Annotated in this window: 17 protein-coding genes and 1 tRNA gene; 13 read left to right on the top strand and 5 right to left on the bottom strand. The window is 41.8% G+C overall.

The genetic code is table 11. The features are described from left to right. Window positions 1–33 precede the first annotated feature (33 nt). From LQ227_RS20220 to LQ227_RS20250, 7 genes are all read left to right on the top strand, one after another. The gene (locus LQ227_RS20220; protein ID WP_230150760.1) at window positions 34–1,977 is read left to right on the top strand and encodes an alpha/beta hydrolase-fold protein; all 1,944 of its coding nucleotides are present in this window, start codon (window positions 34–36) and stop codon (window positions 1,975–1,977) included. A gap of 19 nt (window positions 1,978–1,996) precedes the next feature. Next, complete coding sequence (locus tag LQ227_RS20225; RefSeq protein WP_230150761.1) at window positions 1,997–4,411, top strand: beta-L-arabinofuranosidase domain-containing protein; 2,415 nt, start codon at window positions 1,997–1,999, stop codon at window positions 4,409–4,411. A gap of 302 nt (window positions 4,412–4,713) precedes the next feature. After that, on the top strand, window positions 4,714–7,185 hold the full coding sequence (locus LQ227_RS20230) for a glycoside hydrolase N-terminal domain-containing protein (protein WP_230150763.1): 2,472 nt from the start codon (window positions 4,714–4,716) through the stop codon (window positions 7,183–7,185). A 10-nt stretch (window positions 7,186–7,195) separates the two neighbouring features. Next, window positions 7,196–9,130: a glycoside hydrolase family 97 protein gene (locus LQ227_RS20235; protein WP_230145004.1), complete on the top strand. Its 1,935-nt coding sequence runs from the start codon at window positions 7,196–7,198 to the stop codon at window positions 9,128–9,130. A gap of 688 nt (window positions 9,131–9,818) precedes the next feature. Continuing rightward, a complete protein-coding gene (locus LQ227_RS20240; protein WP_230150766.1) occupies window positions 9,819–12,914 on the top strand; it encodes a TonB-dependent receptor in 3,096 nt (1,031 codons plus the stop codon). Window positions 12,915–12,923: 9 nt separating this feature from the next. Continuing rightward, the gene (locus tag LQ227_RS20245) at window positions 12,924–14,858 is read left to right on the top strand and encodes a RagB/SusD family nutrient uptake outer membrane protein (RefSeq protein ID WP_230145006.1); all 1,935 of its coding nucleotides are present in this window, start codon (window positions 12,924–12,926) and stop codon (window positions 14,856–14,858) included. A gap of 521 nt (window positions 14,859–15,379) precedes the next feature. Beyond that, window positions 15,380–16,141, top strand: a complete 762-nt coding sequence (locus LQ227_RS20250) for a DUF72 domain-containing protein (protein WP_230150768.1) — start codon at window positions 15,380–15,382, stop codon at window positions 16,139–16,141. Between the two features lie 214 nt (window positions 16,142–16,355). Here LQ227_RS20250 and LQ227_RS20255 read toward each other — a convergent pair whose 3' ends face one another. Then, window positions 16,356–16,880 (bottom strand): hypothetical protein, encoded by a 525-nt coding sequence (locus LQ227_RS20255; protein WP_230150770.1) that lies wholly within the window; start codon window positions 16,878–16,880, stop codon window positions 16,356–16,358. Between the two features lie 120 nt (window positions 16,881–17,000). On the opposite strand from LQ227_RS20255, the gene LQ227_RS20260 reads away from it, so the two are divergent. Then, window positions 17,001–18,023 (top strand): LLM class flavin-dependent oxidoreductase, encoded by a 1,023-nt coding sequence (locus tag LQ227_RS20260; RefSeq protein WP_230150772.1) that lies wholly within the window; start codon window positions 17,001–17,003, stop codon window positions 18,021–18,023. Between the two features lie 272 nt (window positions 18,024–18,295). Further along, window positions 18,296–18,829, top strand: coding sequence for a DUF6252 family protein (locus tag LQ227_RS20265; protein WP_230146676.1), 534 nt, complete (start codon window positions 18,296–18,298; stop codon window positions 18,827–18,829). Between the two features lie 107 nt (window positions 18,830–18,936). On the opposite strand, the gene LQ227_RS20270 is transcribed toward LQ227_RS20265, so the two are convergent. After that, entirely contained in the window at window positions 18,937–19,884 is a 948-nt protein-coding gene (locus tag LQ227_RS20270; protein ID WP_230145011.1) for an EamA family transporter, read from the bottom strand. Window positions 19,885–20,025: 141 nt separating this feature from the next. On the opposite strand from LQ227_RS20270, the gene LQ227_RS20275 reads away from it, so the two are divergent. Next, complete coding sequence (locus tag LQ227_RS20275; protein WP_230150774.1) at window positions 20,026–20,601, top strand: hypothetical protein; 576 nt, start codon at window positions 20,026–20,028, stop codon at window positions 20,599–20,601. A 14-nt stretch (window positions 20,602–20,615) separates the two neighbouring features. Here LQ227_RS20275 and LQ227_RS20280 read toward each other — a convergent pair. Beyond that, window positions 20,616–20,687, bottom strand: a tRNA-Arg gene (locus LQ227_RS20280). Window positions 20,688–20,983: 296 nt separating this feature from the next. Between LQ227_RS20280 and mgtE the strand changes: the two genes are divergently transcribed. Together mgtE and LQ227_RS20290 are read left to right on the top strand one after the other, a co-directional pair. Further along, window positions 20,984–22,360: a magnesium transporter gene (mgtE, locus tag LQ227_RS20285; protein ID WP_029275973.1), complete on the top strand. Its 1,377-nt coding sequence runs from the start codon at window positions 20,984–20,986 to the stop codon at window positions 22,358–22,360. 9 nt (window positions 22,361–22,369) lie between these two features. After that, a complete protein-coding gene (locus LQ227_RS20290; RefSeq protein ID WP_230150776.1) occupies window positions 22,370–22,984 on the top strand; it encodes an HAD hydrolase-like protein in 615 nt (204 codons plus the stop codon). Window positions 22,985–23,574: 590 nt separating this feature from the next. Here the strand turns inward: LQ227_RS20290 and ychF are convergent. Further along, window positions 23,575–24,675 carry a redox-regulated ATPase YchF gene (gene ychF / locus LQ227_RS20295; RefSeq protein WP_029275975.1) on the bottom strand — a complete coding sequence of 367 codons (1,101 nt, stop codon included), beginning with the start codon at window positions 24,673–24,675 and terminating at the stop codon, window positions 23,575–23,577. 280 nt (window positions 24,676–24,955) lie between these two features. Here ychF and LQ227_RS20300 point away from each other — a divergent pair, with 280 nt between their 5' ends. After that, on the top strand, window positions 24,956–25,417 hold the full coding sequence (locus tag LQ227_RS20300) for a hypothetical protein (RefSeq protein ID WP_230150778.1): 462 nt from the start codon (window positions 24,956–24,958) through the stop codon (window positions 25,415–25,417). Between the two features lie 69 nt (window positions 25,418–25,486). On the opposite strand, the gene LQ227_RS20305 is transcribed toward LQ227_RS20300, so the two are convergent. Beyond that, window positions 25,487–25,810 carry a DUF3276 family protein gene (locus LQ227_RS20305; protein WP_029275977.1) on the bottom strand — a complete coding sequence of 108 codons (324 nt, stop codon included), beginning with the start codon at window positions 25,808–25,810 and terminating at the stop codon, window positions 25,487–25,489. Window positions 25,811–25,844: the final 34 nt, after the last annotated feature.

Consider the following 25,844-nt stretch of genomic DNA (forward strand, 5'->3'; position numbering starts at 1 on the left):
ACAGCCAATAACATACCCTTAACCTAACCAGATATGAAAAAAACAAATAAATCCCTCTTCGTAAAAATAACAGTGCTTTTTATCAGTTTAAGTGCTTATGCCTTTGATGGTTTTGCTCAGCAGATCGTTTCCAGTGGCCCAGAAGGCTTTGATGTCATTCAGCCTGCAATTCCGCACGGAAAAATTGATACTTTGGTCTATTCGTCGAAAACTGTGGGCAATAACCGTAAAGCATTGGTATATACGCCGCCAGGTTACAGTAAACAATTAAAATATCCGGTTTTATACCTTTTGCATGGTATCGGAGGGGATGAAAAAGAATGGCTTAATGGAGGTAATCCCCAGGTGATTCTGGATAATCTTTATGCCGCCGGTAAGTTGGCACCTATGGTGGTAATTATGCCGAACGGTAGAGCCATGAAAGATGACCGCGCCATCGGTAACATTATGGACAAGGATAAAGTGCAGGCCTTTGCCACTTTTGAAAAAGATTTAATTAATGATCTTATCCCATTTGTGGAACGGAAGTTTAGCGTGTATAAAGACCGCGAACACCGGGCGATTGCAGGCTTATCAATGGGGGGAGGACAGGCTTTGAATTTTGGACTGGGAAATCTGAATAAGTTTGCCTGGATAGCTGGCTTTTCTTCAGCACCAAATACCAAAATGCCAGAAGTGCTTGTGCCTGATCCAAAAAAGGCATCAACCATGCTCAAATTGTTATTTATCTCCTGTGGGGCTAGTGATAACCTCATTATCAATAGTAAGCGCACGCACGATTATCTGACTAAAAACAAGGTGCCACATATCTATTTTATCGAGCCTGGTTTTCACGATTTTAAAGTTTGGAAGAATGGGTTATATATGTTTTCGCAATTGCTATTTAAACCAGTTGATACCACCACTTTTTCAAAATACCCGGTAGCAGGAGCGCCAGCCACAACCAATATTGGCGCTGGCGGCTATCCACAGATCACCGATGACCATAAAGTTGTTTTCAATCTTTCAGCACCTAAGGCGCACAGTGTTCAGGTAGATCTGGGCCGAAAGTATGATATGGTCAAAAACGAAAAGGGCAGATGGACTGTAACAACCGATTCTTTGGGTGAAGGATTTCATTATTATTCGCTCATCATTGACGGCCTTCCTGTAGCAGATCCGGCAAGTAAGTCTTATTTCGGCATGGGGCGCATGGCCAGCGGAATTGAAATCCCTTTTTCAAAAGGCGACTATTATGCGTTGAAGGATGTTCCACATGGCGAGCTCCGGATTAAAAAATATTACTCAAAAGTAACCCGGTCATGGAGGCAGCTTTATGTTTACACACCCCCATTTTATGATGCACAGGTAAACGAAAAATACCCGGTACTTTATATCCTACATGGAGGGGGAGAAGATGAAACCGGCTGGGCGAACCAGGGTAAAACAGATCTGATTCTCGACAATCTTATTGCTGCTCAAAAAGCCAAACCGATGATTATTGTAATGCCCAGTGCAAATGTAGGTGGCGCTGCCTTTGGCGAAGCCGGGTTAAAAACTTTCGAATCAGAATTGAAAGAAGTAATTATTCCATTGGTTGAAAGTACTTACCGCACCAAAACCGATGCGCAAAACAGGGCATTGGCCGGTTTATCGATGGGCGGGATGCACACGCTATATACCGGGATTAACAATACCAATAAATTCGCGTACCTTGGTGTATTCAGTTCAGGATGGGTTGTACCACGTCAAAACACAATAGCCGAACTTCAGTATGCAGGGATGAAAAACAACCGTGAAAAAATAAATGCCAACCTAAAGCAATTGTGGATTGCCATGGGCGGGAAAGAAGATATTGCCTATAATAACTGCCAGATTATGATGGATAAGTTTAAAGAGTTGAATATCAATTTTAGTTATCACGAGTATCCGGGAGGGCATACCTGGCCTGTTTGGCGAAATAACCTTTATCAATTTTCCTCTACCTTATTTAAATAAACCTTTCTGAGTAAATTATATGTTGACATTCCCAAAATACGATCTTTTGCAAAAGCATTTCCTTTGCCTAGGCATTTCTGTTCTATTTAATATTGGCTTCTGTGGAAATGTTGGGGCGCAAAAGGGATTTTATGCCAATTCTTTTCCTTTAAAACAGGTAAAACTGCTTAGTGGATCATTCGATCACGCCAGAGACCTTAACATAAAAACGTTATTGGCTTATGATATAGATCGGTTGCTTTATCCTTACCTTAAGCAGGCAGCGCTTCCTACAGATAAAAAAGGCTATGATAACTGGGAAGGGTTGGATGGGCATATTGCCGGACATTACCTGAGTGCACTTGCACTTAATTATGCCTCAACAGGTAATCCAGAATGCAAAAGCAGGATGGAAAAAATCGTAACAACATTGAAAGCCTGCCAGCATAAAAATACCACTTCACACCCAGAATGGGGAATAGGGTATGCTGGAGGCGTTCCCAATAGTAAGGAGATCTGGATGAAACTTAAAGAAGGAAACTTTAAAGCTTATCAATCTGCCTGGGTGCCCTGGTATAATGTTCATAAAACTTTTGCGGGTTTGCGCGACGCCTGGATTTATGGGGAAAGTAAAGATGCGAAGGAGGTATTTTTAAAATTCTGCGATTGGGCGATAGCCATTACCTCGAAGCTTAATGAGCAACAGATGCAGCAAATGTTAGACACAGAACACGGTGGGATGAATGAAGTATTGGCTGATGCCTTTCAGATTACCGGCAATGAAAAATACCTGAACGCAGCGATGCGGTTTTCTCATCAGCAATTGCTTACGCCTATGGCTAAGGGGCAGGATAACCTTGATAATAAACACGCCAATACACAGGTGCCCAAAGCAGTTGGTTTCCAGCGGATCGGAGAGTTGAGCCATCAACGGAATTATGATCAGGCCGGTCAGTTTTTTTGGGAGACAGTAACAGGCAAAAGATCTTTGGCCTTTGGCGGAAACAGTCGCAGGGAATTTTTTCCAAGTGCTGTTGCCAGTGCTGATTTTGTAGATGATGTGGAAGGGCCAGAAACCTGCAACACCTACAATATGCTGAAACTGACCGAAGGACTTTTCAGGGAAAAGCCCGATGCAAAATATGTAGACTTTTACGAAAAAGCGCTGTATAACCACATTCTTTCGTCCCAGCATCCCGAACATGGAGGCTATGTTTATTTTACGCCTGCCCGGCCACGGCATTACCGCGTATATTCGGCCCCGAATGAAGGGATGTGGTGTTGCGTGGGCAGTGGTATGGAGAACCACAGCAAGTACAACGAATTTATTTACACCCATCAAAAAGATACTTTATATCTTAACCTGTTTATTGCCTCGGAGCTCAACTGGAAAGAAAAAAACATTAGCATAAGGCAGGAAACTACTTTTCCGGACGAGGAAAAAACCAGACTGATTGTTGTAGATGGTAACGCCCGGTTTATGTTGATGATCAGAAAGCCATCATGGGTCGGCAAGGAAATGATGGAAGTGAAAATCAATGGTAAAAAAGCCGACTATAAGTTGCTACCGAACGCTTATCTGGGAATTGGCCGTAATTGGAAAAAAGGAGACGTGGTAGAGCTGAGCCTGCCCATGAAAACCACCATCGAACGGATGCCCAATTTGCCAGAATATGTGGCAATTATGCACGGACCGATTTTATTGGGTGCTAAAACCGGAACGGAAGCACTTAACGGACTGGTAGCAGGCGATAGCCGTTGGGGGCATATTGCCAGTGGCAAAAAACTGCCCATTAATAAGGCACCTATTCTTATTGATGAGCACATTGACGATATCGGCAAGAAAATCGAGCCAATAAAAGGGCAGTCGATGAAGTTCTCTTTTGTGAATGAGCGGATAGAAAACCCTGAAAAAATTACCCTAGAGCCTTTTTACCGCATTCACGATTCACGTTACATGATGTACTGGATGGCGCTCACACCTGGCCAGTATGCCGCTTACCTCGATTCTGCTGCCCGTGTAGAAAATGAAAAACTTGCACTGGAAAGTCGTACAGTAGATTTTGTTGCACCAGGAGAACAGCAGCCAGAGGTAGATCACCAGATGAAAAACAATAATTCCCACACCGGATCCTATCTGGATCAATTTTGGCGCAATGCAACGGGAAATGGTTTCTTTAGCTACGAAATGAATACGGAGGGTGCAGATCAGCTGGCCCTAAATGTTCGTTACCATACAAGTGGCGGCCGTGATAAATTTGATATTTATCTTGATGATCAAAAACTGGTTGGTGTAGATGCGGGGCAGGGACCACAAAAAACAGGCTTCTACAACCAGGAATACCCAATCCCTGCAGAAATGTTAAAAGGCAAAAAACGGATTTCGGTTAAATTTTCACCTTCAGATGGAAAATCAACGGCCAGGGTATTTTATGTGAGGTTGGTAAAGAAATAACTAAGGGATGAAAAACATGGTTCTGAACGCTGAGTGGCCCTGTGGATCAAGAAAAACCACTCCGGATGAACGAGTATCAAACATGGTAATGCTTAATGTCATTAAGTTAAGCCATCGGCACAAGTGAAAATAATTTCACCGCCAGATAGAAGGGATGCACACAGATATGAAAATCCGTGTTTATCTGTGCACATCTGTGGCTAAAAGCGCTTAACTTAATGGCATTGTTGTACTACCAACAGTTTCAAAATAACGATTAAGAATTTAACAATTAGATCCCTTTTTCAATGAACATCCATAACATGATACTAAGATTCGCTAAGATAATTTTATTGCTTTTTACAGGCACTTTAGCATTTGCACAAGTGCCTGTAAAATCAAAATTAAAGCTTTGGTACGAAGAACCTGCAGGTGCTGTTTGGGAAAATGCACTTCCTGTTGGTAATGGCTTTTTAGGGGCAATGATTTATGGTAACGTGGCAAAAGAAGTGATAAAACTCAATGAGCATAGCCTGTGGAGTGGTAGCCCCTATCAAAATGATGTTCCCGAAACTTTGAGCCACTTACCTGAAATCCGCGCACTGATTTTTCAGGGGAAGCACAAGGAAGCTGAAAATCTGGCCAATAAAATCATGTTTGGGAAAAAATCATCCGGACAGATCTTTCAACCGGCAGGTAATCTTCAACTCGTTTTTCCTGGTCATGAAAAGTATCAAAACTACTATAGAGAGCTTGATATTGAAAATGCCCTAAGTAAAACAAGTTATAACATTGGCGATGTAACCTATACCCGAACGGCTTTTGCCACACACGGTAACCGCGTAGTGGTCATGAAACTTACCGCCAATAAAGCCAGCAGCATTTCTTTTACCGCAAATTACGCCACCCCGCATAAAAAGGTTTCAATCAGTACCTCAGCTGTTAAAGATCTGGTAATGGAAGGGTTGACCAGCGATCATGAAGGTGTCAAAGGACTTGTAAAATACAACGTAATCAGCAGATTCAGTAATGAAGGCGGCACATTAAAAGCTACCGATTCGAGTATCGTTGTGGAGCATGCCAATGCGGTAACCATTTTCATCTCCATTGCTACCAATTTTAACCATTATAATGACATCAGCGGCAATGCCGCTAAACGGGCATTGGCTTACCTGAACCGGGCCTCGGCGAAATCTTATGATAAAATCCTGGCTACCCACCTCACCAACTATCACAAATACTTCAATCGTGTTCAGCTTGATTTAGGGGAGAGCGGTGGTACGGACTTACCAACAGACAAAAGACTCATAAAGTTCAGGAATACAACAGATCTTCAGTTTGTTAATCTATATTACCAGTTTGGCCGTTATCTGTTAATCAGTTCTTCTCAGCCCGATGGTCAGCCTGCCAATTTGCAAGGCATCTGGAATGATAAGCTTTACCCACCCTGGGACAGTAAATACACCATTAATATTAACGCTCAAATGAATTACTGGCCTGCTGAGCCGACCAATTTGTCTGAGCTGCACCAACCCTTTCTTAAAATGGTAGGTGAAATGGCTGAAACGGGCAAGGCCACTGCTAAAAACATGTATGGCGCAAGGGGCTGGATGGCGCATCACAACAGCGATATCTGGAGAAGCACCGGCCCAGTGGATGGTGCATTCTGGGGAATCTGGAACGGTGGGGGTGGCTGGGCAAGTCAGCACCTTTGGGAACATTACCTTTATGGAGGAGATCGTAAATACCTTAAAAGCATCTATCCTGTTTTAAAAGATGCCGCAACTTTTTACAAAGATTTTCTGGTGCTGCACCCAACACTGAAGTATTTGGTGGTTAATCCAGGTACTTCTCCTGAAAATGCACCTGCGGCACATGGTGGCTCTTCTATTGATGCAGGCACCACCATGGATAATCAAGTCGTTTTCGATGTGTTTTCTACCGCTATCCGTGCTGCCAAAATACTGGGAGTTGATGCTGTTTTTACTGATAGTTTATTGCAGATGCGCAATAAATTATCGCCTATGCACATTGGCAAACATGGCCAGTTACAGGAATGGCTGGATGATATAGACAGTCCAAACGATAAACACCGTCATGTTTCGCACCTTTATGGTTTGTTCCCCTCCAACCAGATTTCTGCCTACCGTACACCCTTACTTTACGCCGCTGCAAAAAATACCCTGCTTCAAAGAGGCGATGTATCTACCGGGTGGAGTATGGGCTGGAAAATAAATTGGTGGGCAAGGATGCAGGATGGAAATCATGCTTATCGCCTGATTCAAAACCAACTCACACCACTAGGCGTTAATCCCGGCGGTGGTGGAACATACAATAATCTTTTTGATGCCCATCCACCTTTTCAGATAGATGGTAATTTTGGCTGTACCTCCGGTATTACCGAGATGCTGATGCAAAGTGCCGATGAGGCATTACATTTATTGCCCGCTTTGCCAGATGTATGGAAGGAAAAAGGTTTCATTAAAGGCTTAAGGGCCAGGGGAGGTTTTGAGGTAATCAGCCTCGAATGGTCTAATGGGCAAGTAATCAAAGCGGTAATTAAATCAACGCTTGGCGGAAATTTACGGTTAAGGGTCCCCAATGAAATGAAAAGCGACATTATTGAGTTGAAAAATGCAGTCGGTACTAATCCAAATATGTTCTATTCCATTACCGAAACTCAGGAACCTATTATAGTGCCCGAAGCTCATTTGACCGCTAATTCATTGAAAAAGACTTTTGTTTACGATATATCAACCACACCAGGCAGATTATATACGCTGCTGCTCAAATAATTAGAACCTCATGAAATTTATCCGTTTATTTATCATTTTCACCCTTGTAAGTACCTGCATTTATGCGCAGGAAGCAGTAAGCTATCATGTTTCCAGTCCTGACGGGAAAATTGTTCTCACCTGCAATCCCGCTCAGGGAACCTACAGCATTGCCAGGAGTAAAAAAACAGTCTTACAAAATTCCAAACTGGGCATTATCCGGGAAGATGAAGACTTTACAAGGTCATTAAAAGTCGTTGGTACTGCGGAGCGAAAACTGAAAGAGACCTATGTAATGGGCAATGCAAAAAAGAAATCGATTACCTATACCGCAAATGAATTGGCGATATCGACCAAAACGCCAACAGGCAAAAAAATGAATATTATTTTTCGTGTTTCTAATGATGGGGCCGCCTTTCGTTACGAATTTCTGGAAAAAGATCCATCGCTAAGAAAAATACAGTCAGAACAGACAAGTTTTCACTTTCCCGAAGGTACCTTGGCCTGGTTACAGGCCAAAGCCGAGGCACAAACGGGATTTGAACATACCAATCCTTCCTATGAGGTATATTATAATATGGCTATCCCGGTAGGCACGCCATCTTCCAGTGCTAACGGGTGGGTATATCCGGCTTTATTTAAAACAGGCGATACCTGGGTGATGCTTACGGAAGCAGGACTGGAGAGAAATTATTGTGGAACTTCTTTGCAACGTTTATCACCGAACGGCGAATATCGGATCAATTTTCCGCAAGAAGCTGAAAAAATAAAAGGAGGAGCCCTTTATCCCGAATCTACGCTTCCATGGATTACGCCCTGGCGGATCATTGCAATAGGCGATTTGGCTACAATTATGGAATCGACCCTCGGTACAGATCTTGCCCCTGCATCCAGATTAAAAGATTTATCGTTCGTAAAACCTGGAAAAGCCGCATGGAGCTGGGTGTTGGAAAAGGATAAGGCAACGATATACCCAGTCCAGAAAAAATATATTGATTACGCTGCCGATATGAACTGGCAGTATTGTTTGATCGATGCAAATTGGGATCAGACCATTGGATATGATTCGGTTGCGGTTTTGGTTGACTACGCAAGAAAAAAAAATGTGGGCATGTTGCTCTGGTATAACTCAGCAGGGGATTGGAATACCGTAAAATTTACACCGAGAGATAAGCTGCTGACGCATGAGAAACGGGTGAAGGAGTTTAGCAGGCTTGAAGAAATGGGCGTTAAAGGCATCAAAATCGATTTTTTTGGTGGCGACGGACAATCTATGATTGCTTACTACCATGATATTTTAACCGATGCCGCCACCCACCATTTGTTGGTCAATTTTCATGGGGCTACACTGCCCAGGGGATTGCAACGGACTTATCCAAATTTAATGACCGCAGAAGCCGTACTGGGATACGAAATGATCACATTTGGGCAAGATGCAGCCAACAAAGCACCTCAACACATGGTTAACAGTGCCATGATCAGAAATGCCTTTGATCCGATGGATTTCACACCGATGTGTTTATACAAAATCCCCAATATTGAACGGCGAACAACCGCTGCATTCGAACTGGCTACATCAGTGGCCTTTTTATCGGGCATACAGCACTATGCCGAAACACCGGATGGAATGAGCCATGTGCCTGTTGAGGTTAAAGATTTCTTAAAAGCGTTGCCTGCTCAATGGGATGATGTAAAATTTATTGATGGATACCCGGGCAAGTTATATGTTGTAGCCAGAAAATCGGGTTCCAAATGGTACGTTACAGGATTGAATGGAGAAGCAATCGACAAATCCCTTACGTTAAATCTTACTTTTATTAAAAACAAAACAGGTAAACTCATTTCTTCAGGAAACGATAACGACAGCCACAACGGGTTTGTTGCTAAAGAAATAAAAATACCAGCTTCTGGAGGATTGAAAATCGACCTGAAAAAGAATGATGGTTTCGTAGCCGTTTTTGAGTAACTAATACCTGAAAATAATCCACAAATAGCATTTTTTTTGCTGTCAAAATAATGCATGGAGAAAAAGAAATTAAATTTGGTTTAGCGTACTTCTCGGATTCAGGGCAAGCGCTTGTCAGCTGTCAAATGATAGATCGGGCCGCAAACTTGTTCTGGATCCCGGGTAAGTATTACCTGGTTATCCTATTATGATTTAACCAACAATAAATTCTTATAAATATAAAATTAAGTGTAATTCACCCCTGAGCTACGGGTTGCCATCTTTACTTATAGCACCAACAACATTCGTAATTTCCGAGTTTTTGAAAAGGTCGTACTACAATTTTTTATAGCTTCGAAAAAATAAATAATCAAAGCGGTTTCCCTCAATATTTGTTGTCGTTAAAGATTGTGAAGTGGCTTTTTTATTGCATCTGGTTAGTTTACAATCGATTGCATAAGATGGCTTTATATTTTGTGGTCGAAAATCTTTTCCTCGTTTAATAATCATTTTTAGTCGATTCCTTCCTTTGAACATTTATTCCATATTTATGAACAATTGACACTTATGCTTTTCTTCTCATCGAATAACTTTACTTCTATCATGCCCGTCTACTCTTGATAGAGATGCTCATTATCCAGTTTATGGATAATCAGTCGGCTCATTACTGAGTGAAGCATGAACTTTAACCATTATAAACCAAATTTTTATGAGGAATGAATTTTTACAGTTTTTTGTAAAGCCTGGTGCAGGACTTTCCAAATGTTTAGCCAAACTATCACTGATTGCTTTTTTTGCACTTTTTGTGGTTGCTGCACATGCACAAACCCAGGTAAAAGGGCGTGTTGTGGATGATCAGGGAAATGCTCTTCCAGGGGTAAGTATTCTGATCAAGGGAACCTCAACCAGTACAACAACCCTGGGAACAGGAAACTTCAGTATTGCGGTTCCAACAAGCAATTCGGTACTGGTGTTTTCTTACATCGGATTTACAAGTCGCGAGGTTCCGGTCAGAAATCAAACCGAAATCAATGTGACATTACTCCCGAGCGCTGCTGAACTTGAACAAGTTGTAGTGGTGGGCTATGGAACCCAGCGCAAAGAATCGGTAACTGGTTCTGTGGCAAACATATCGGGCGATAAAGTTCGTGAAATACCCGCACCGAATGTGGCACAGGCTATCCAAGGTCGAATAGCAGGAGTAAACATTTCACAAACTTCTACCAAACCTGGTGCAACCATGCAGATTCTGATCCGAGGTCAGCGTTCACTTTCAGCCAGTAATGATCCGTTGGTGGTGCTTGATGGGATCCCATTTCCGGGCTCTATTGGTGATATCAATCCCAACGACATTAAAAGTTTAGATATTTTGAAAGATGCTTCTGCTACAGCGATTTATGGTTCAAGGGGAGCGAATGGAGTGATATTGATCACCACTAACCGTGGTCAACAAGGAGCTCCTGCCAAAGTATCCTATAATTCATATACTGGTTTACAAACCCTTTTTGCCAAATATCCAATGATGGATGGACCAGAATTCGTTGCCCTGCGCAAGGCAGCTGGATTATTTACAACCAATGGCCCAGATGAAGCAAACGACGTAAACACCGATTGGCAAGATTTATTCTATAATAAATCGGCAGTTGTAACCAGTCATGATGTTGGTGTATCTGGTGGATCTACTACAGGCAGCTACAGTTTTGGGGGTGGCTATTATCAGAATCAAAGTCTGATCCCAACCCAACAGTACACCCGCTATTCAATGAAAGCATCCATGGATCAACAGATTGCCAGTTTCTTAAGGATTGGATTTACCACCAATAACAATTACAATTTAAGTGAAGGCAACCAGCTCGGCGTTTATGGCATCCTTAGCAATTCGCCTATTGCAAATCCTTACAATGCAGATGGCAGCCTAAAAAGAACAATCAGAATGCCTCAGGATGAATCGTGGATTTACACCCGCGAACTCACCAAGAATCTCAGTGATAAATGGCTTAATGAAACGCGTGGCTTTGCTACCTATAATTCATTTTATGGTGAGGTTAACATTCCATGGGTAAAAGGACTAAAATACCGTACCAATCTCGGCCTTGATTTTATCCAGAGCAACAATGGTAACTATACAGGTGTTGGAATTGGAAGTGCTACTGCTACTACGGTTTCTACCGCCGGGGTGAGCAATTCGCAAACCTACCATTGGACACTTGAGAATTTATTGACTTATGACAGAACCTTCTCAGAAAAGCACAACATCAATGTAGTGGCCTTATATTCTGCTGAACAGAATAAGTTCAATTCCTCATCCATGTCAGCACGTGATATTCCGTCTGATGCTTTTCAGTTTTACAATCTTGGCCAGGCCAATGGAGAGTTAACAATTGGTAACGGTGACTACCGCTTAAGTGGATTGATGTCTTACATGGGAAGAGTGATGTATGCCTATGATAATCGCTATTTAATCAGTGCAACCATCAGATCTGATGCATCATCACGCTTGGCGCCAGGGCATAAATGGAATACTTATCCGGCTGTTTCTGTGGGTTGGAACCTGATGAATGAGAATTTCATGAAAGGGATAACGGCTATCGATAGGTTGAAGATCAGAGTGGGTTACGGTCAAACATCAAACCAGGCAGTAAATCCATATCAAACCCTTGGTTTACTAAATTCGCGCCCTTACAATTTTGGCGATAATAACTATGCCACTGGATATTATGTTTCTCAGTTGCCAAGTCCGGGTTTAGGCTGGGAATATTCACAGACCTGGAACTATGGCCTTGATTTCTCCTTACTAAAAAGCAGGTTGACAGGAACATTTGAATATTATGTAACCAATACCAAAGATATATTGTTAGGCGTTGCATTGCCCTCTACCGCAGGTGTGGGCAGTTATACTGCAAACATCGGACAAACGCAGAATAAAGGGTGGGAACTGAGTGTTAACGGTAATATTTTTAATGATAAAGGAGGCTGGTCATGGGATGTGGGATTTAATCTTTATGCAAACCGAAACAAACTCGTTGCCCTTGCATCAGGCCAAACCAGAGACGAAGGGAATGCTTGGTTCGTAGGCCATAACATCAATGCCATTTTTGATTATGAAAAAGTAGGTTTGTGGCAGGCTGGAGATCCATATCTGAATGTTTTAGAGCCAGGCGGGAATGTGGGGATGATTAAAGTAAAATACACGGGCGATTTTGATGCGACCGGCAAACCAACACGACCTATCGGCGCAGCAGATAGACAGATCATGGATGTGGATCCTAAATTATCAGGAGGATTCAATACAAGAGTTGCTTATAAAGGATTTGACCTCAATGTGGTAGGATTATTTAAAGACGGCGGGATTTTGCTTAGTACTTTATATGGTTCTTCCGGATACCTGAATCTCTTATCTGGTAGAAGAAATAACGTTAAAGTTGATTATTGGACACCTGAAAATACAGGCGCAAAGTATCCAAAACCTGGCGGTATCGCAAGTGGTGATAACCCTAAGTATGGAAGTACATTAGGTTATTTTGATGCTTCTTTCTTAAAAATCCGGACCATCTCTTTAGGATATGATTTCAATCGAGGTTTGTTAAAAGATTCCAGATTAAAGCTCCGGATGTACTTAACCGTTCAAAATCCTTTTGTGATGTTCTCTCCATATCATCGCGAGTCGGGCATGGATCCGGAAACAAATTCATATGGCGATGAAAACGCTGCGGTAGCATCGGTTTATCCGCGGAGAATTTTAACGATTGGTACCAATACACCGTCTACCCGTAACTATGTAGCTGGTCTTAATTTAACATTTTAATATACCGATATGAAACGTATACATTTAAATATAACATTGAGCGTTTGGCTTGGGATGGTCGTTTTCTCAGGCTGTAAAAAAATTCTTGAAGAAGAGCCCCGCAGTATCTTTACACCAGATTACTTTAAAACAGTAACAGGGGTAAATGGTGGTCTTACAGCAATGTACGGTCACCTCCGCAACATGTATGGGCAGGCCTATTATTATAATTCGCTCATTACCGGTACCGATGAGGCTACCTGGGGCAAAGATGCTGATGGTAATTTTAAGGATATGGATTGCTCAGGTGTTGGGTCAATCCTTTCTACAAGTTATCCCAGTAGCGTATTATGGGGAGAAGCCTTTCCGAACATTAATACAGCAAGTGGTGTAATTGAGAATGCCAGTGCTGCAGGTATTGCCCCTTCATTGGTTGCTGAAGCAAGATTCTTCCGCGCCTTTGATTATTTTTTGCTGGTACAAACCTTTGGTGGGGTGCCACTCGATTTGGGTGCCGGACCACTTAAATTCAATACCAGTCCCGTAAGAACATCAGTTCGCAATACAGTGCCCGAGGTATATACAAAGGCAGTGTTTCCTGATTTATTGACTGCCGTTGTCGATTTACCAGTTGCTGCCCGCGTTACAGGAGGGGTAACAAAAACTTTGGCACGATTGTATTTGGCAAAAGCTTACCTAACTTATGGGTGGTGGTTGCAAAACCCTAACAATATCCCAACCTATCCTGCAGCAAACCGAACTGATCCTGACGGACATGACGCAAACTGGTATTTTCAGCAAGCTTATGATGTTTCAACTGCAGCTATCGAAAGTCCTGGATCTTACGGTTTGGTAGATACCTATTACGATGTGAATTTAGGATCAAATGACCGTAACAAAGAAATGCTGCTATATGCTGATCATACCCAAACGAGCGAACGTTTTAATGGCGGTAGTTTAACTTTCGGTAGCGGTGGGGCGCCTGATAATTTTGCAGGTTGGATGATGACCTGGAATTACACCAATATCAGAAGCGGAGGAATTAGTTCGGTTCAGCGTGAAGCAGAGCAACACCTTGGCAGGCCATGGAACCGGATGGCTCCACCTATTGAAGTGTTTAAAAATACTTTTGCCGATAAAACATTGGATTCACGTTATGATGGCACCTTTACAACGGTATATCGTGGGAATTGGCCTAAAGGATATAACCCTCCTGAATCTGCCCCTGCCTCTTTGCTTAATGCCAATGGCTTGTCTATCGTTCCCGGAAATGCCGTTTTAACCTTTCTGGATGCTGATAATAGCGCCGTAAGTTATCCAAGTGGAGCCGGAACAAGTAATGTTGGCGCCGGCACATTGCCAGGAAGGGCAGATTATGTAATTTCCCCATCGGGAATAAGCAGAATCGTTTATCCGGGCCTTTGGAAACTGGGTCCTTACCGTACAGATAATGGCACAGGCTTAGGTCAACCAAATGCAGGTAGTACCCGGCCTTACCCTATTGCAAAGTTTTCTGAACTTTACTTCGTAGCTGCCGAAGCTGCTGTAAAAGGTGCTACACCCAAAGCAGGTAAAAGTGCACGCGAACTGATCAATGTGGTGAGGGCCCGTGCCGGAAAATGGCGTTGGGATAATAATGGCAATGTGGCAAAAGTAGCCGACAATAGTGCAGCCATGATTGCCGCAACCCCAGCAACAATTGATATCAATTATATTTTAGCAGAGCGATCGCGTGAATATTATGCGGAAGGATACAGGAGATTCGACCTCATTAGAACGCAAAAATGGGCAGAGTTATCCACTACTTTCAGTATTTGTGGTACAGGATATGGCGACCATACACCAGTAACGGTTACCAGAACGATTACACCAAATCTTTATCTCCGTCCAATTCCACAAGGGCAGATAGATGGCATGCAAATGTCTGACGAGGCAAAGAAAGCATATCAAAACCCTGGCTACTAAATTTAAAACAGGCAGATTTTCCAAAGAAATCTGCCTGTTTTTCTTTCAGAATTATCGTAATCCTACCGATTAATGTTAAGCGTTTTAAAAACCGACATCAACAGCACTTTATGATGGAAATATAGATCGCTAGAGGCCGTTTTAAATTGCTACTTCTGACGGACATATGGCTGTTTTCTCATAGTCTTTGCTTAGTCTAAGGTAGAATTTCAGCGATGTAAACTAGCGTTCGACCGTCATCTGCCTTATTGTGGCACAACCCTTTTATTTAGTTAATTGTTAAAACAAGTGATGAAATCAAGATTATTCATTAATTTCATTAAGCCACAGTGAAACCTTAACCTTACGTTCACTAGTCAACCTATTTATGAGCGAAATCACAATTTATTCCGTTAGTAGCTTTCCGTTTGGCAAGGCTGAAACGATTAGCTTAGGTGAGGGATAAATAGCATTCGGACAGGATTTGTTTTCTTCTGATCTGGCCCCACTCAACAATTTTCTGTCCAAGTTGTTTGGAGAATATGGACATCCCCTTTGAAAACTATTACTCGGGTACCAGCGGGCTACTGTTACCGGTTCCCAATAAATTGCACTACCCGAAAGAATTCCAGGAAAAGAGCAGGCTGTGCTATTACGCCTCGCTGATGGATTCTATCGAGATCAATTCTTCCTTTTATAAGGTGCCGCAGGTTTCCACGATGAAAAAGTGGGCGGCGGATGTGCCTGAGGAATTTCGTTTTACCTTTAAGCTTTTCAAGGAGATTACCCATAACAAGGACTTGGCCTTTGATCCAGAGGTCGTGTCCAGGTTCTTTTCGGTCATTTCGCATGTTGAGGAGAAAAAGGGTTGTCTTTTGGTACAGTTCCCCCCGAGCGTAAGGATTTCTCATTTTGCGCAGCTGCGCTTTCTGATGTCGGTGCTTAGGGATAATGATCCTTGTGGCGAATGGAAGATCGCTTTGGAATTTCGGCATGCTTCTTTATATATAGATGAGGTGTATGAGCTTTTGGAAGAGTTTGAGCTTGGTATGGTGGTCCACGATAAGTCGCCTGCCAGTTCTCCTGTGCGAGAAAGCCATCCCGATTTTATCTACCTCAGGTTCCATGGTCCGGGAGGAAACTATAGGGGAAGCTATTCTGACGACGTATTGTATGAGTATGCAAGCTATGTGACCGAGTGGCTTTCGGAGGGCAAAAAGGTGTTCGTGTACTTCAATAACACCATGGGAGAGGCCCATGCCAACCTGAATATGCTGCGCCAGATTGTTAGGGATACCTATTAGTATTTGCTGGGCATTTGCCGGAAAAGCAGGCTTGGGCTGCCTTTATAAGATCGGAAAGCGAACATGGGTATTGCGCCGTTGTGTTGGGCCTGTAATGAGCGTAAATATCTGCACTTGGCGTGTTTTCAATGCTTGGAGAATTTGAGCTGTTAAAAATCAGGTTCAGAAGATCGCTGGTGAACGGCAATGAGGACCTGTTCAGATTGGATTGATCTTATTGCTTTTTTGCTGGCTTGGGTTTAGTAGCGGTGTTTTGGTTAAGCTTTTTAGGTGCAGGCGTTGCACTTTTTGGCGATTTGTTTACAGGCTTTTTGGACGGGGTTTTCTTCTTCCGTGCATTTTTGATGCGGTATTCAAGTAGGTACAGCCTGGTCTGCCATTTCTCGATGATGGTGTCGTCGCTTTTCGGAAGGCCTGTTGGTTCCAAAAGACCGAGTACACGGGCCAGTTCCCGGGTGCTGTCTGCCTTGGCTCGGTTTTCTTTCAGCCAATCTTGTTGTTTGATTTTGTGAGATTTCTGGTATTCGGCTATGGCCAGTTTGATGAGCTTAACCTCAGCTTCTTTTGATTTAGCTTTGCGCAAAAGCACCATCTGCCTGTTCCAGGCGTGGGAATTAGCAGGATCTGTCATTGCAGATTTCTGGTAAAGTTTTAATGCGGCAGCATTATCGCCCGCTCTTTCCAGTTCGAGCGCAGCAGCGAACTGCTCCTTTGACCGTATCTGTTTTCTTCTTGACATGACTGACTTTGGAACAATTAGCTCAGGCTATTGTTTGCTGAAGGGTGGTATTGGTTATGACTACACAATGACCTTTGCGTTATAGGAGTAATGGTAACTTTGGATTTATCAATTAATGAAATGAAGAAAATCGGATTTTTATCGTTCGGGCATTGGTCGGAACATCCCTCATATCAGGCGCGTACCGCTAGTGATACTTTGCTACAATCTATCGACCTTGCCGTTGCGGCTGAAGAAATCGGCCTTGACGGAGCGTATTTCAGGGTACACCATTTTGCAAGGCAACTGGCATCGCCCTTTCCGCTGCTTTCGGCAATTGGCGCAAAAACTTCTAAGATCGAAATCGGAACGGGCGTTATCGATATGCGCTATGAAAACCCTTTATATATGGTTGAGGATGCTGGCGCGGCCGACCTGATCTCTGGTGGCAGGTTACAACTGGGCATCAGCAGGGGTTCGCCCGAGCAGGTGATCGAAGGCTGGCGGTATTTCGGTTTTGCACCAAAGGATGGGGAGAACGATACTGATATGGGAAGGCAAAAGGCTTTGGAGTTTTTGGAAAGATTGAAAGGCGAAGGATTTGCACAGCCTAATCCCAATCCCATGTTTCCTAATCCTCCTGGACTTTTGAGGCTCGAACCGTATTCGGAGGGACTGCGTGAGCGTATCTGGTGGGGAGCCGCTTCCAATGCGACTGCTGTTTGGGCGGCAGAGAACGGGATGTACCTGCAAAGTTCTACCTTGAAGTTTGATGAAAACGGTAAGCCGTTCCATATCCAGCAAGCCGAGCAGATCAGGCTGTACAAGGAAGCCTGGAGAAAAGCGGGACATGATCGCGAGCCAAGGGTTTCTGTCAGCCGTTCAATATTTGCGCTGATGAACGATCAGGACAGGTATTATTTCGGGCAGCAGGGGAAAGGGACGGATAGTTTTGGCTATATCGAGCCAACCCAAAGGGCGGTTTTCGGTCGGGGATATGCCGCAGAACCAGATCAGCTGATAAAGGAATTGGCTACCGACGAGGCAATACAGGAAGCGGATACGGTATTATTGACCATTCCAAATACCTTGGGCGTAGATTACAATATTCATGTGCTATCTGCCATTCTGGAGCACGTTGCACCGGGACTTGGATGGAAATAGATTAGTTTGATTTTTTTAAATCGCACAAAATATATTGCCTGAGATGGCGTTTATATTCCGAGAGCGTTAATTTAGATGAGCGGGAAGAGCCTTTGGTTTTTCCCGCTTTCTTGTTTTATCGTGTATTTACAGCATAAGAAAAGGACTTCAAGCATTGCTGCAGAGTATTCCGAATAATGTGTATCTATTAGTGGAATGATTTAACAAAAACTTAACGTTAAAAATCCAATCCATAACTTTTTTGGTTTATTTTTATGTCACATCTAAAACGCGTGAAAATCAACAAACTCACATTACTGATCATTTCAGTCTGCTGCCTTTCTATGAGCGGCGTGAAATGCAAAAAGGAAACATCATTAACCAAAGAGGAGGAATTGCCTGCATTAACCCAGAAGGGCGCTAACACCTTTGGCTTTGTACTCAATGGAAAGGTATGGCTGCCAAAAGGGGCATTGCTCCAGGATAAGCTAAATATTACGTATGATGCAAACTTCAATGGTGGAACCCTGAATATTACTGCACATCGGTATCTGGATGGAGACCAGTTTCAAAGCGTAGCGATCGCCAGTTACAATATCAGTAAAACAGGAACCTATTCTATTGATAAAGACAAAGTTCTTGTGAGCTTTTATAAAACAGGAAGTTGCACTTACAGCTCCCATCAAATTGTTGCAAAAGGTGTCCTGAAAATTACCAAATTGGACCTGACTGAGAAAGTAATTACTGGTTCCTTTGAGTTTGTTCTTGAAAAACAGGGCTGCGAAATCATAAATGCTACTGAAGGTAGATTTGATCTAAAAATTTAATAGAAGCAACAGTAACTATTCCACGGTAACCAACGGTTTCACCACGTTAATGCTGAGGTTTAATTGCCTGACTATTTATGCGCTCATAATGAAAAGCTGCATTATTTTTACTCTTTTAAGTAACCAGGTTCTGTGGCAGAATCCAGATTATCCCTACCAGGCAGATTCCTTCGCTTTTTTTTAAAAAGGGAATGCACATTAAAAACAACAACCGATACGAAAATGATACTGTATGCCGCCATTTGTAATGGGGTAATGGGCTCATGAAATACCAAAACTGCTATAGCAAATCCAATAATTGGGTTAATGTTAAGCAACATACCCACTGTTGATGAGTTCAAGCCCTTTAAGGCATATAAATTCAAAAAGAGTGGAATCACGGTAAAACCAACTGCTATAACCTCTATCAGTAACCAAAATTGCGTTGCTGCTGGTACAGGTCCGCTGTATGCAGGGTAAAAAGGCAGCAGCATTATCGCAGAAAGCGAAATGTGAAACGTGAGCAGGATAAATTTATCAAACCCAACACTTTTACGCTGACTTACCAGATAAGCCGCATAAGTAAACCCAATAACAATGCCGTAAACCATATCCATAATATTGGCATACGATAGCATTAAGCACCCAAGTATACTTAACGCAACGGCCACCCATTGTACTTTATTGAGCTTTTCGTGCAAAAGCCAGTAAGCAAGCAATGTGGTAATAATGGGGCAAACCAGGTAGGCAAGCGAGGTAGCCTTAATGCTTACATGGTTAAGCACATAAATAAACGAAAACCAGTTGATATTTAAAAAGATACTTCCGCCTACATTCAGCAAAAGCACATTTCGTCTCTGCTTAGCAGGTAAGGCTTTAAAGTTAGAAAAGGTTTTAACCAATTCGGCACGTTTAAATAAGGCGGTAATGAATAGCATCAATATGGCACAGCTAAAAATGCGGTAAAATAAAATATCTACCGAAGAATATCCGCTCAAAGGTTTTAAAACTAAACTAAAAAAGCCCCAGGTCGCATAAGCGAATATAGCGGCCAGGTAATATTTTGCGATTTTCACAGTTGCTATAATGTTGATCTAACAAATATCATAAAATCTTAGGGCTTATTAAGCCACATAATGTAAAACACTATTTATTGGATGGAATGCAAATTGATGTATATTTATTGATCTTTTATCTGCTCATTCTACTAACACTCCATGTTCAATTGGCTCTTCGGTAAGAAAAAAACTACACCTGTTTTATCCAAAGTAGACTATTGGAAGGCATTTGAATTATTTGCACTTTTCGATGATCTGGACAGGGTAAAGGCTGTTCTGGAGCATACAGACGATATCCGTATTGATTTTATTGCTTTTAAGGACTGGTTTACAGAAGAACTGGGTGAGCTTGAAGGAGCAAACAATCCTGATTTTTCAAGGGTACGGGAATGGTTTGCGCCAAACGCCGATTGGGATAGGCTGATGGGAAGGCAAGGGTTTGAACTGGGCAGGTCTGTTTTTAAAAGGGCTGACTGGTGGAAACGCAACCAGGAGTTCCTGCCGGGGAGTATTGTTTGGCTAAGTGGAGAATATGGGCTGGTGTTAAAGGACGCCCCTGATGGGCTTTACGGACTGGTGAGATGGGATACAGAAAAAGCGCAGGACACCGAAGACTGGAGGGGACTATGGGGTACCTTTGTTTCCATGGGTGGAAGGGTGCTGGAAGAGTTTGAGTTTAAGTTTATCGGGCCAGATGGCAGCTTAAAAAAACGAGACAAACCGCATAAAAACTGATTTGTCTCATTAAGTGCTCCCGACGAGATTCGAACTCATATCGATGGTACCGGAAACCATAATTCTATCCATTGAACTACGGGAGCATAAGGCTGCAAATATAGAAAAATCAAAATCATTTCATTACAAAAACAAGTCTATTTTTAATCTGTAAGTTCATATCAAAATTAACTTCCTGCTGTTGAGATATTTTTTATGTTAAAAAATGATTAAATCATAAAGCAACGGGCTGCTTTATTGAGTTTATTTCCCCTTTATTTTTAATTTAAGAAACCTTTCTGGCTAATTTTAAACCTACACCGTTGGCTTTTTAAGAAATAAAAATGCACCTTTGCGAACCGTTAATAGAGGTTTAGGCATGTAATAAATTAGATTGTATTTTATGGAAGAATTGGTTGTGGAAGAGATTCAGGAACTGCTTGAAAAAGAAAATGATAAGGCTTTAAAGCAATATCTCGATCAACTGAATATTTCGGATGTTGAAGAACTGATTGATGAACTTCCACAATATGCAGCTAAATTTATCGAAACCTTATCCCTTAACCGGGCGGTAAACGTTTTTCGGATTCTGGATTTCCCTACGCAAGAGCGTATCATTAAAAAACTTTCGGGCAATAAACTCAATCAGATTATCAAAGATCTACCACCCGATGACCGTACAGCGCTTTTTAGCGAGTTAAAAGGCGATGTGGTAAAAAAAATGATTACGCTTTTACCACCCGAAGAACGTAAAGAATCGCTTGCACTTTTAGGCTACAAAGAAGATAGTATTGGCCGTTTAATGACGCCCGATTACATCGCCGTAAAACCCGAATGGTCTATCACCAGGGTTTTGGCGCACATCAGGCGTTATGGAAAAAACTCCGAAACCATTGATGTAGTATATGTGATCGATAAAGAAGGAGTACTGTTGGATGATATCAGGATCCGTGAGGTTTTACTGGCCGATCCTGAAGCAATTATCGGCGAACTTACCGATAAACGTTTTATTGCCCTAAAAGCAAACGATCCTCAGGAAGATGCAATCAATATCTTTAGGATGAACAACCGTGTGGCTTTACCTGTGGTAGATGAAAATAACATTCTTTTAGGTATTGTTACCGTTGATGATATTTTGTGGATTGCAAATGAGGAATATACAGAAGATATGCACAAAATTGGGGGTACTGAGGCTTTGGATGAACCTTATCTCGATATCCCAATCCTAAAACTGGTTAAAAAACGTGCAGGATGGTTAATTGTACTCTTTTTAGGCGAAATGTTAACCGCAACAGCTATGCAGCACTTCGAAATTGAACTCGAAAAAGCAGTAGTATTATCGCTTTTTATTCCATTGATTATGAGTAGTGGCGGTAACAGCGGTTCCCAGGCTTCAACCTTAATTATCCAAGCCATGGCCTTAGGTGAAGTAACCATCGCAGAATGGTGGCGCGTAATGCGACGTGAATTGGTTTCTGGAGCTTTGCTGGGCATTATTTTAGGCACGATTGGTTTTATCCGCATTGTAACCTGGCAAGAGTTGCACCTCTATAATTATGGTCCGCATTGGTTTTTAATTGCAGCTACCATATTTTTTACCCTTGTTGGCATTGTATTATGGGGCAGTTTAATCGGTTCGATGATGCCAATTATTTTGAAAAAACTGAAATTAGATCCAGCAACCTCATCAGCGCCATTTGTAGCCACTATGGTTGATGTTACCGGGATTGTGATCTATTTCAGTGTTGCCGTATTAATTTTAAAAGGCGTTTTACTCTAAATCTAAATCATGCAAAAGAAAATTACCACACTTTTTACCGATATCGGTGGCGTTTTATTAACCAATGGCTGGGACAGGCATGCAAGGGGAGAAGCTTCTGTTCTTTTTAACCTCGACTCGGTTGATCTCGAAGAGCGCCATCATCTTACCTTCGATACTTATGAGGTGGGTAAATTAACCCTTGATGAATATTTGGAGCGTATCGTTTTCTTCGAAGAACGTAGCTTTAGCTACGATGATTTTAAGGAGTTTATGTTCAAAAAATCGCTTCCTTATCCAGAAATGATTCAGTTGATCTGCGATTTAAAAAAGAAATATAACCTAAAAGTAGCCGTAATCAGCAACGAGGGCAGAGAACTAAACCAATACCGCATCAATACCTTTAAACTGAACGAATTTGTCGATTTTTTCGTGTCATCTAGTTTTGTGCATTTCCGTAAACCCGATGCCGATATTTTTAAGGTGGCCATCGATATTTCGCAGAGCGATGTAGAAACGAGTTTATATATTGATGACCGTATGCTTTTTGTACAGGTTGCTGAAGGTTTAGGTTTAAAAGGCATTCATCATACCGATTACGAAGATACTAAGGTACAGTTGGCCGCTTATGGGTTGGTGGTTTAATTTTAAAGTTATTTCCCGCAGATCTCGCTTATTCCTGCAGAATAAATTAACCAAATGACCGTCATTCCCGTGCATACGGGAATCTTTAATGCATTTTCGTGGTGTCAGATGTTACCATCTGACACCACGAAACTATTTCTTATTAAGTTTCCAGCTTTCGGTTTAAAAAATGCTATCTACCAATAGCTAAAATGATTTTTTTGAAAAGCAATGGCAGTAGATATTTTTAAAGCTTGCTCCCGCTTTTCATTACAAGTCCAACGTTGTGGGCTTTCCATTTTAATCGGGTTTATTGGCAATTTAGTTGCTGATATTTAGGCTGGGCGCAGTAATATAATTCCGTTTTTCTGTGCCTCAGTGGCTAAGATTTGAGAAAAGAGTTTGTAAAAATAATTATCTGTGTTAATCTGTATTATCTGTGGTTAATTAAGCGTTTCAATACGCTTCGACTCCGCTCAGCATGACAATCGAGTGGGTATCTGTGTTTTCTGTGTCTCCGTGGCAAAAAAGTCTTCAAACAAAAAAGCCACTCTTTCAAGTGGCTCTATATTGTTATGCTTTTTCAAAGTCCCCTTTAGGGGCTTTAGGGCTTATACATTAAACCTAAAGTGCATAATGTCACCATCTTCCACTACATAGGTTTTTCCTTCAACACCCAATTTACCAGCATCTTTACAGGCATTTTCAGAACCTAAGGTTACGAAATCGTTGTATTTGATTACTTCAGCACGGATAAATCCTTTTTCGAAATCTGTGTGGATTACACCAGCAGCTTGTGGCGCTGTAAAACCTTTGGTAATCGTCCAGGCACGAACTTCTTGTACACCAGCGGTAAAGTAAGTGTAAAGGTTTAATAATTTATAAGCTGCACGGATTAATTTATTTACACCAGATTCGGTTAAGCCTAAATCAGCTAAAAACTCCTGACGCTCTTCGTAGCTGTCCAGTTCAGCAATTTCCGATTCAATTTTAGCAGAGATCACTAAAACCTCAGCATTTTCATCAGCAACATTTGCTTTCACTAAATCAACGTACTTATTTCCATTAATTACCGATGCCTCATCAACATTACAAACATACATTACCGGTTTTTGCGTAAGCAGGCCTAAATCTTCAATAAAATCGAAATCATCTTGAGCCAACGCTGCAGTACGGATAGATTTGCCAGCTTCTAAATGTGCTTTAACCACCGTTAAAATCTCATAAGTACGTTTAGCATCTTTATCGCCACCTGTTTTTGCCATTTTTTCAACTTTTTGGATTCGTTTATCAACGGTATCCAAATCTTTAAGCTGTAGCTCAGTATCAATAATTTCACGATCACGGATCGGATCAACAGAACCATCCACATGAATTACATTTCCGTCATCAAAACAACGTAAAACATGAATAATTGCATTGGTGGCGCGGATATTTCCTAAGAACTGGTTTCCCAGGCCTTCACCTTTCGATGCACCTTTTACCAAACCCGCAATATCTACAATCTCGATTGTATTTGGTTGTACTTTGTTTGGCTTAACCAACTCGGCTAGTTTGGTTAACCTATCATCAGGTACTGTAATTACGCCAACATTGGGCTCAATAGTACAAAAGGGAAAGTTTGCTGCCTGCGCTTTTGCATTTGATAAACAGTTAAAAAGAGTCGATTTCCCAACATTTGGTAAACCAACTATACCACATTGTAATGCCATTATTTATTAGTCTTTATTTCTTTAGTTTTTAGCTATTGGTTCATAGTATTATGGTCAATAGCCATTGTGTTTCGTTGTCAAGCTTTAGTTTTGGTCATCTTCCATTAACCATTTTACCTTTTCCGCCTTCCGCCTTCCGCCTTCCGCCTTCCGCCTTCCGCCTTCCGCCTTCCGCCTAAAATTCCGCGCAAAGATAAGCTTTTAAAACCTTTATTTAAACCCTTGCTATTGTATCAAATCTATATTTTATCTAAGTTTAGCCCAAAATAGATAGAGATAAATGGAAGATTTTGAAAGTGAAGTGCCCCAGGAAGTAAAGTTGGTTGTTACCGAAGAAATGCGGAGCTATTTTTACGATATGAGTAAATGGGCAAGATTTTTATCAGTTGTGGGTTTTGTTATCTCGGCATTTTTAACCCTGGGTTCATTTGGAATAGGGGCTGCGGTAACGGCTAATCCAGGGATGCTCAATCAATTGGGGCCATTGGGTGGTATTGGCGCCACAGGCATCACCATATTTTACCTGCTGTTGGCTTTGTTCTTTTTTTACCCTAGTTTATTGCTGCTGCGCTTTTCGGCCAAAGTTAAACAAGGGGTTTTGTTCGGCGATCAGGAAAATTTAAATGATGCCATTGCTCATGTAAAATCGCTGTTTAAATTTTGGGGTATAATGACCATCGTATTGATAGCCAGTTATTTTCTTTTGCTGTTGGCGGTACTCTCAGGCGGAGGCATAAAATAAAATATTACGCACACGAAAAAGCCTCCCGACTTTTAAAATCAGGAGGCTTTTTTATTGAAATTATATTACTTAAAAAGTAAAATCGTCGCTTGCTTTAGTGCTATGTTCTCCATTTTCAGAATATTCATAACGTTTTTCAACCACATCTTGGTGAGTTTTGATGTAATCAACAGTTTCATTTAGTCCTTCTGCAAATTTTTCGAAATCTTCTTTGTATAAAAAGATTTTATGTTTTACAAACACACCGTCTTCTAATCTTTTCTTACTCTCGGTAACTGTTAAATAATAATCACCCGATCTAGTAGCCTTCACGTCGAAGAAATAAGTTCTCTTACCTGCTCTTACTTTCTTTGAAAAAACTTCTTCTCTTTCCTTGTTGTCGAATTCTCCCATGGTTGGTATTGATGTTGGTTTTTGGTTTCGGTAA

It is taken from the genome of Pedobacter sp. Bi27, assembly GCF_918698255.1.
Lineage (GTDB): Bacteria > Bacteroidota > Bacteroidia > Sphingobacteriales > Sphingobacteriaceae > Pedobacter.

Coding starts and splice junctions, on each gene's coding strand:
- LQ227_RS20220 (WP_230150760.1), top strand. CDS start 34: ATGAAAAAAACAAATAAATCCCTCTTCGTAAAAATAACAGTGCTTTTT.
- LQ227_RS20225 (WP_230150761.1), top strand. CDS start 1,997: ATGTTGACATTCCCAAAATACGATCTTTTGCAAAAGCATTTCCTTTGC.
- LQ227_RS20230 (WP_230150763.1), top strand. CDS start 4,714: ATGATACTAAGATTCGCTAAGATAATTTTATTGCTTTTTACAGGCACT.
- LQ227_RS20235 (WP_230145004.1), top strand. CDS start 7,196: ATGAAATTTATCCGTTTATTTATCATTTTCACCCTTGTAAGTACCTGC.
- LQ227_RS20240 (WP_230150766.1), top strand. CDS start 9,819: ATGAGGAATGAATTTTTACAGTTTTTTGTAAAGCCTGGTGCAGGACTT.
- LQ227_RS20245 (WP_230145006.1), top strand. CDS start 12,924: ATGAAACGTATACATTTAAATATAACATTGAGCGTTTGGCTTGGGATG.
- LQ227_RS20250 (WP_230150768.1), top strand. CDS start 15,380: ATGGACATCCCCTTTGAAAACTATTACTCGGGTACCAGCGGGCTACTG.
- LQ227_RS20255 (WP_230150770.1), bottom strand. CDS start 16,880: ATGTCAAGAAGAAAACAGATACGGTCAAAGGAGCAGTTCGCTGCTGCG.
- LQ227_RS20260 (WP_230150772.1), top strand. CDS start 17,001: ATGAAGAAAATCGGATTTTTATCGTTCGGGCATTGGTCGGAACATCCC.
- LQ227_RS20275 (WP_230150774.1), top strand. CDS start 20,026: ATGTTCAATTGGCTCTTCGGTAAGAAAAAAACTACACCTGTTTTATCC.
- mgtE (WP_029275973.1), top strand. CDS start 20,984: ATGGAAGAATTGGTTGTGGAAGAGATTCAGGAACTGCTTGAAAAAGAA.
- LQ227_RS20290 (WP_230150776.1), top strand. CDS start 22,370: ATGCAAAAGAAAATTACCACACTTTTTACCGATATCGGTGGCGTTTTA.
- ychF (WP_029275975.1), bottom strand. CDS start 24,675: ATGGCATTACAATGTGGTATAGTTGGTTTACCAAATGTTGGGAAATCG.
- LQ227_RS20300 (WP_230150778.1), top strand. CDS start 24,956: ATGGAAGATTTTGAAAGTGAAGTGCCCCAGGAAGTAAAGTTGGTTGTT.
- LQ227_RS20305 (WP_029275977.1), bottom strand. CDS start 25,810: ATGGGAGAATTCGACAACAAGGAAAGAGAAGAAGTTTTTTCAAAGAAA.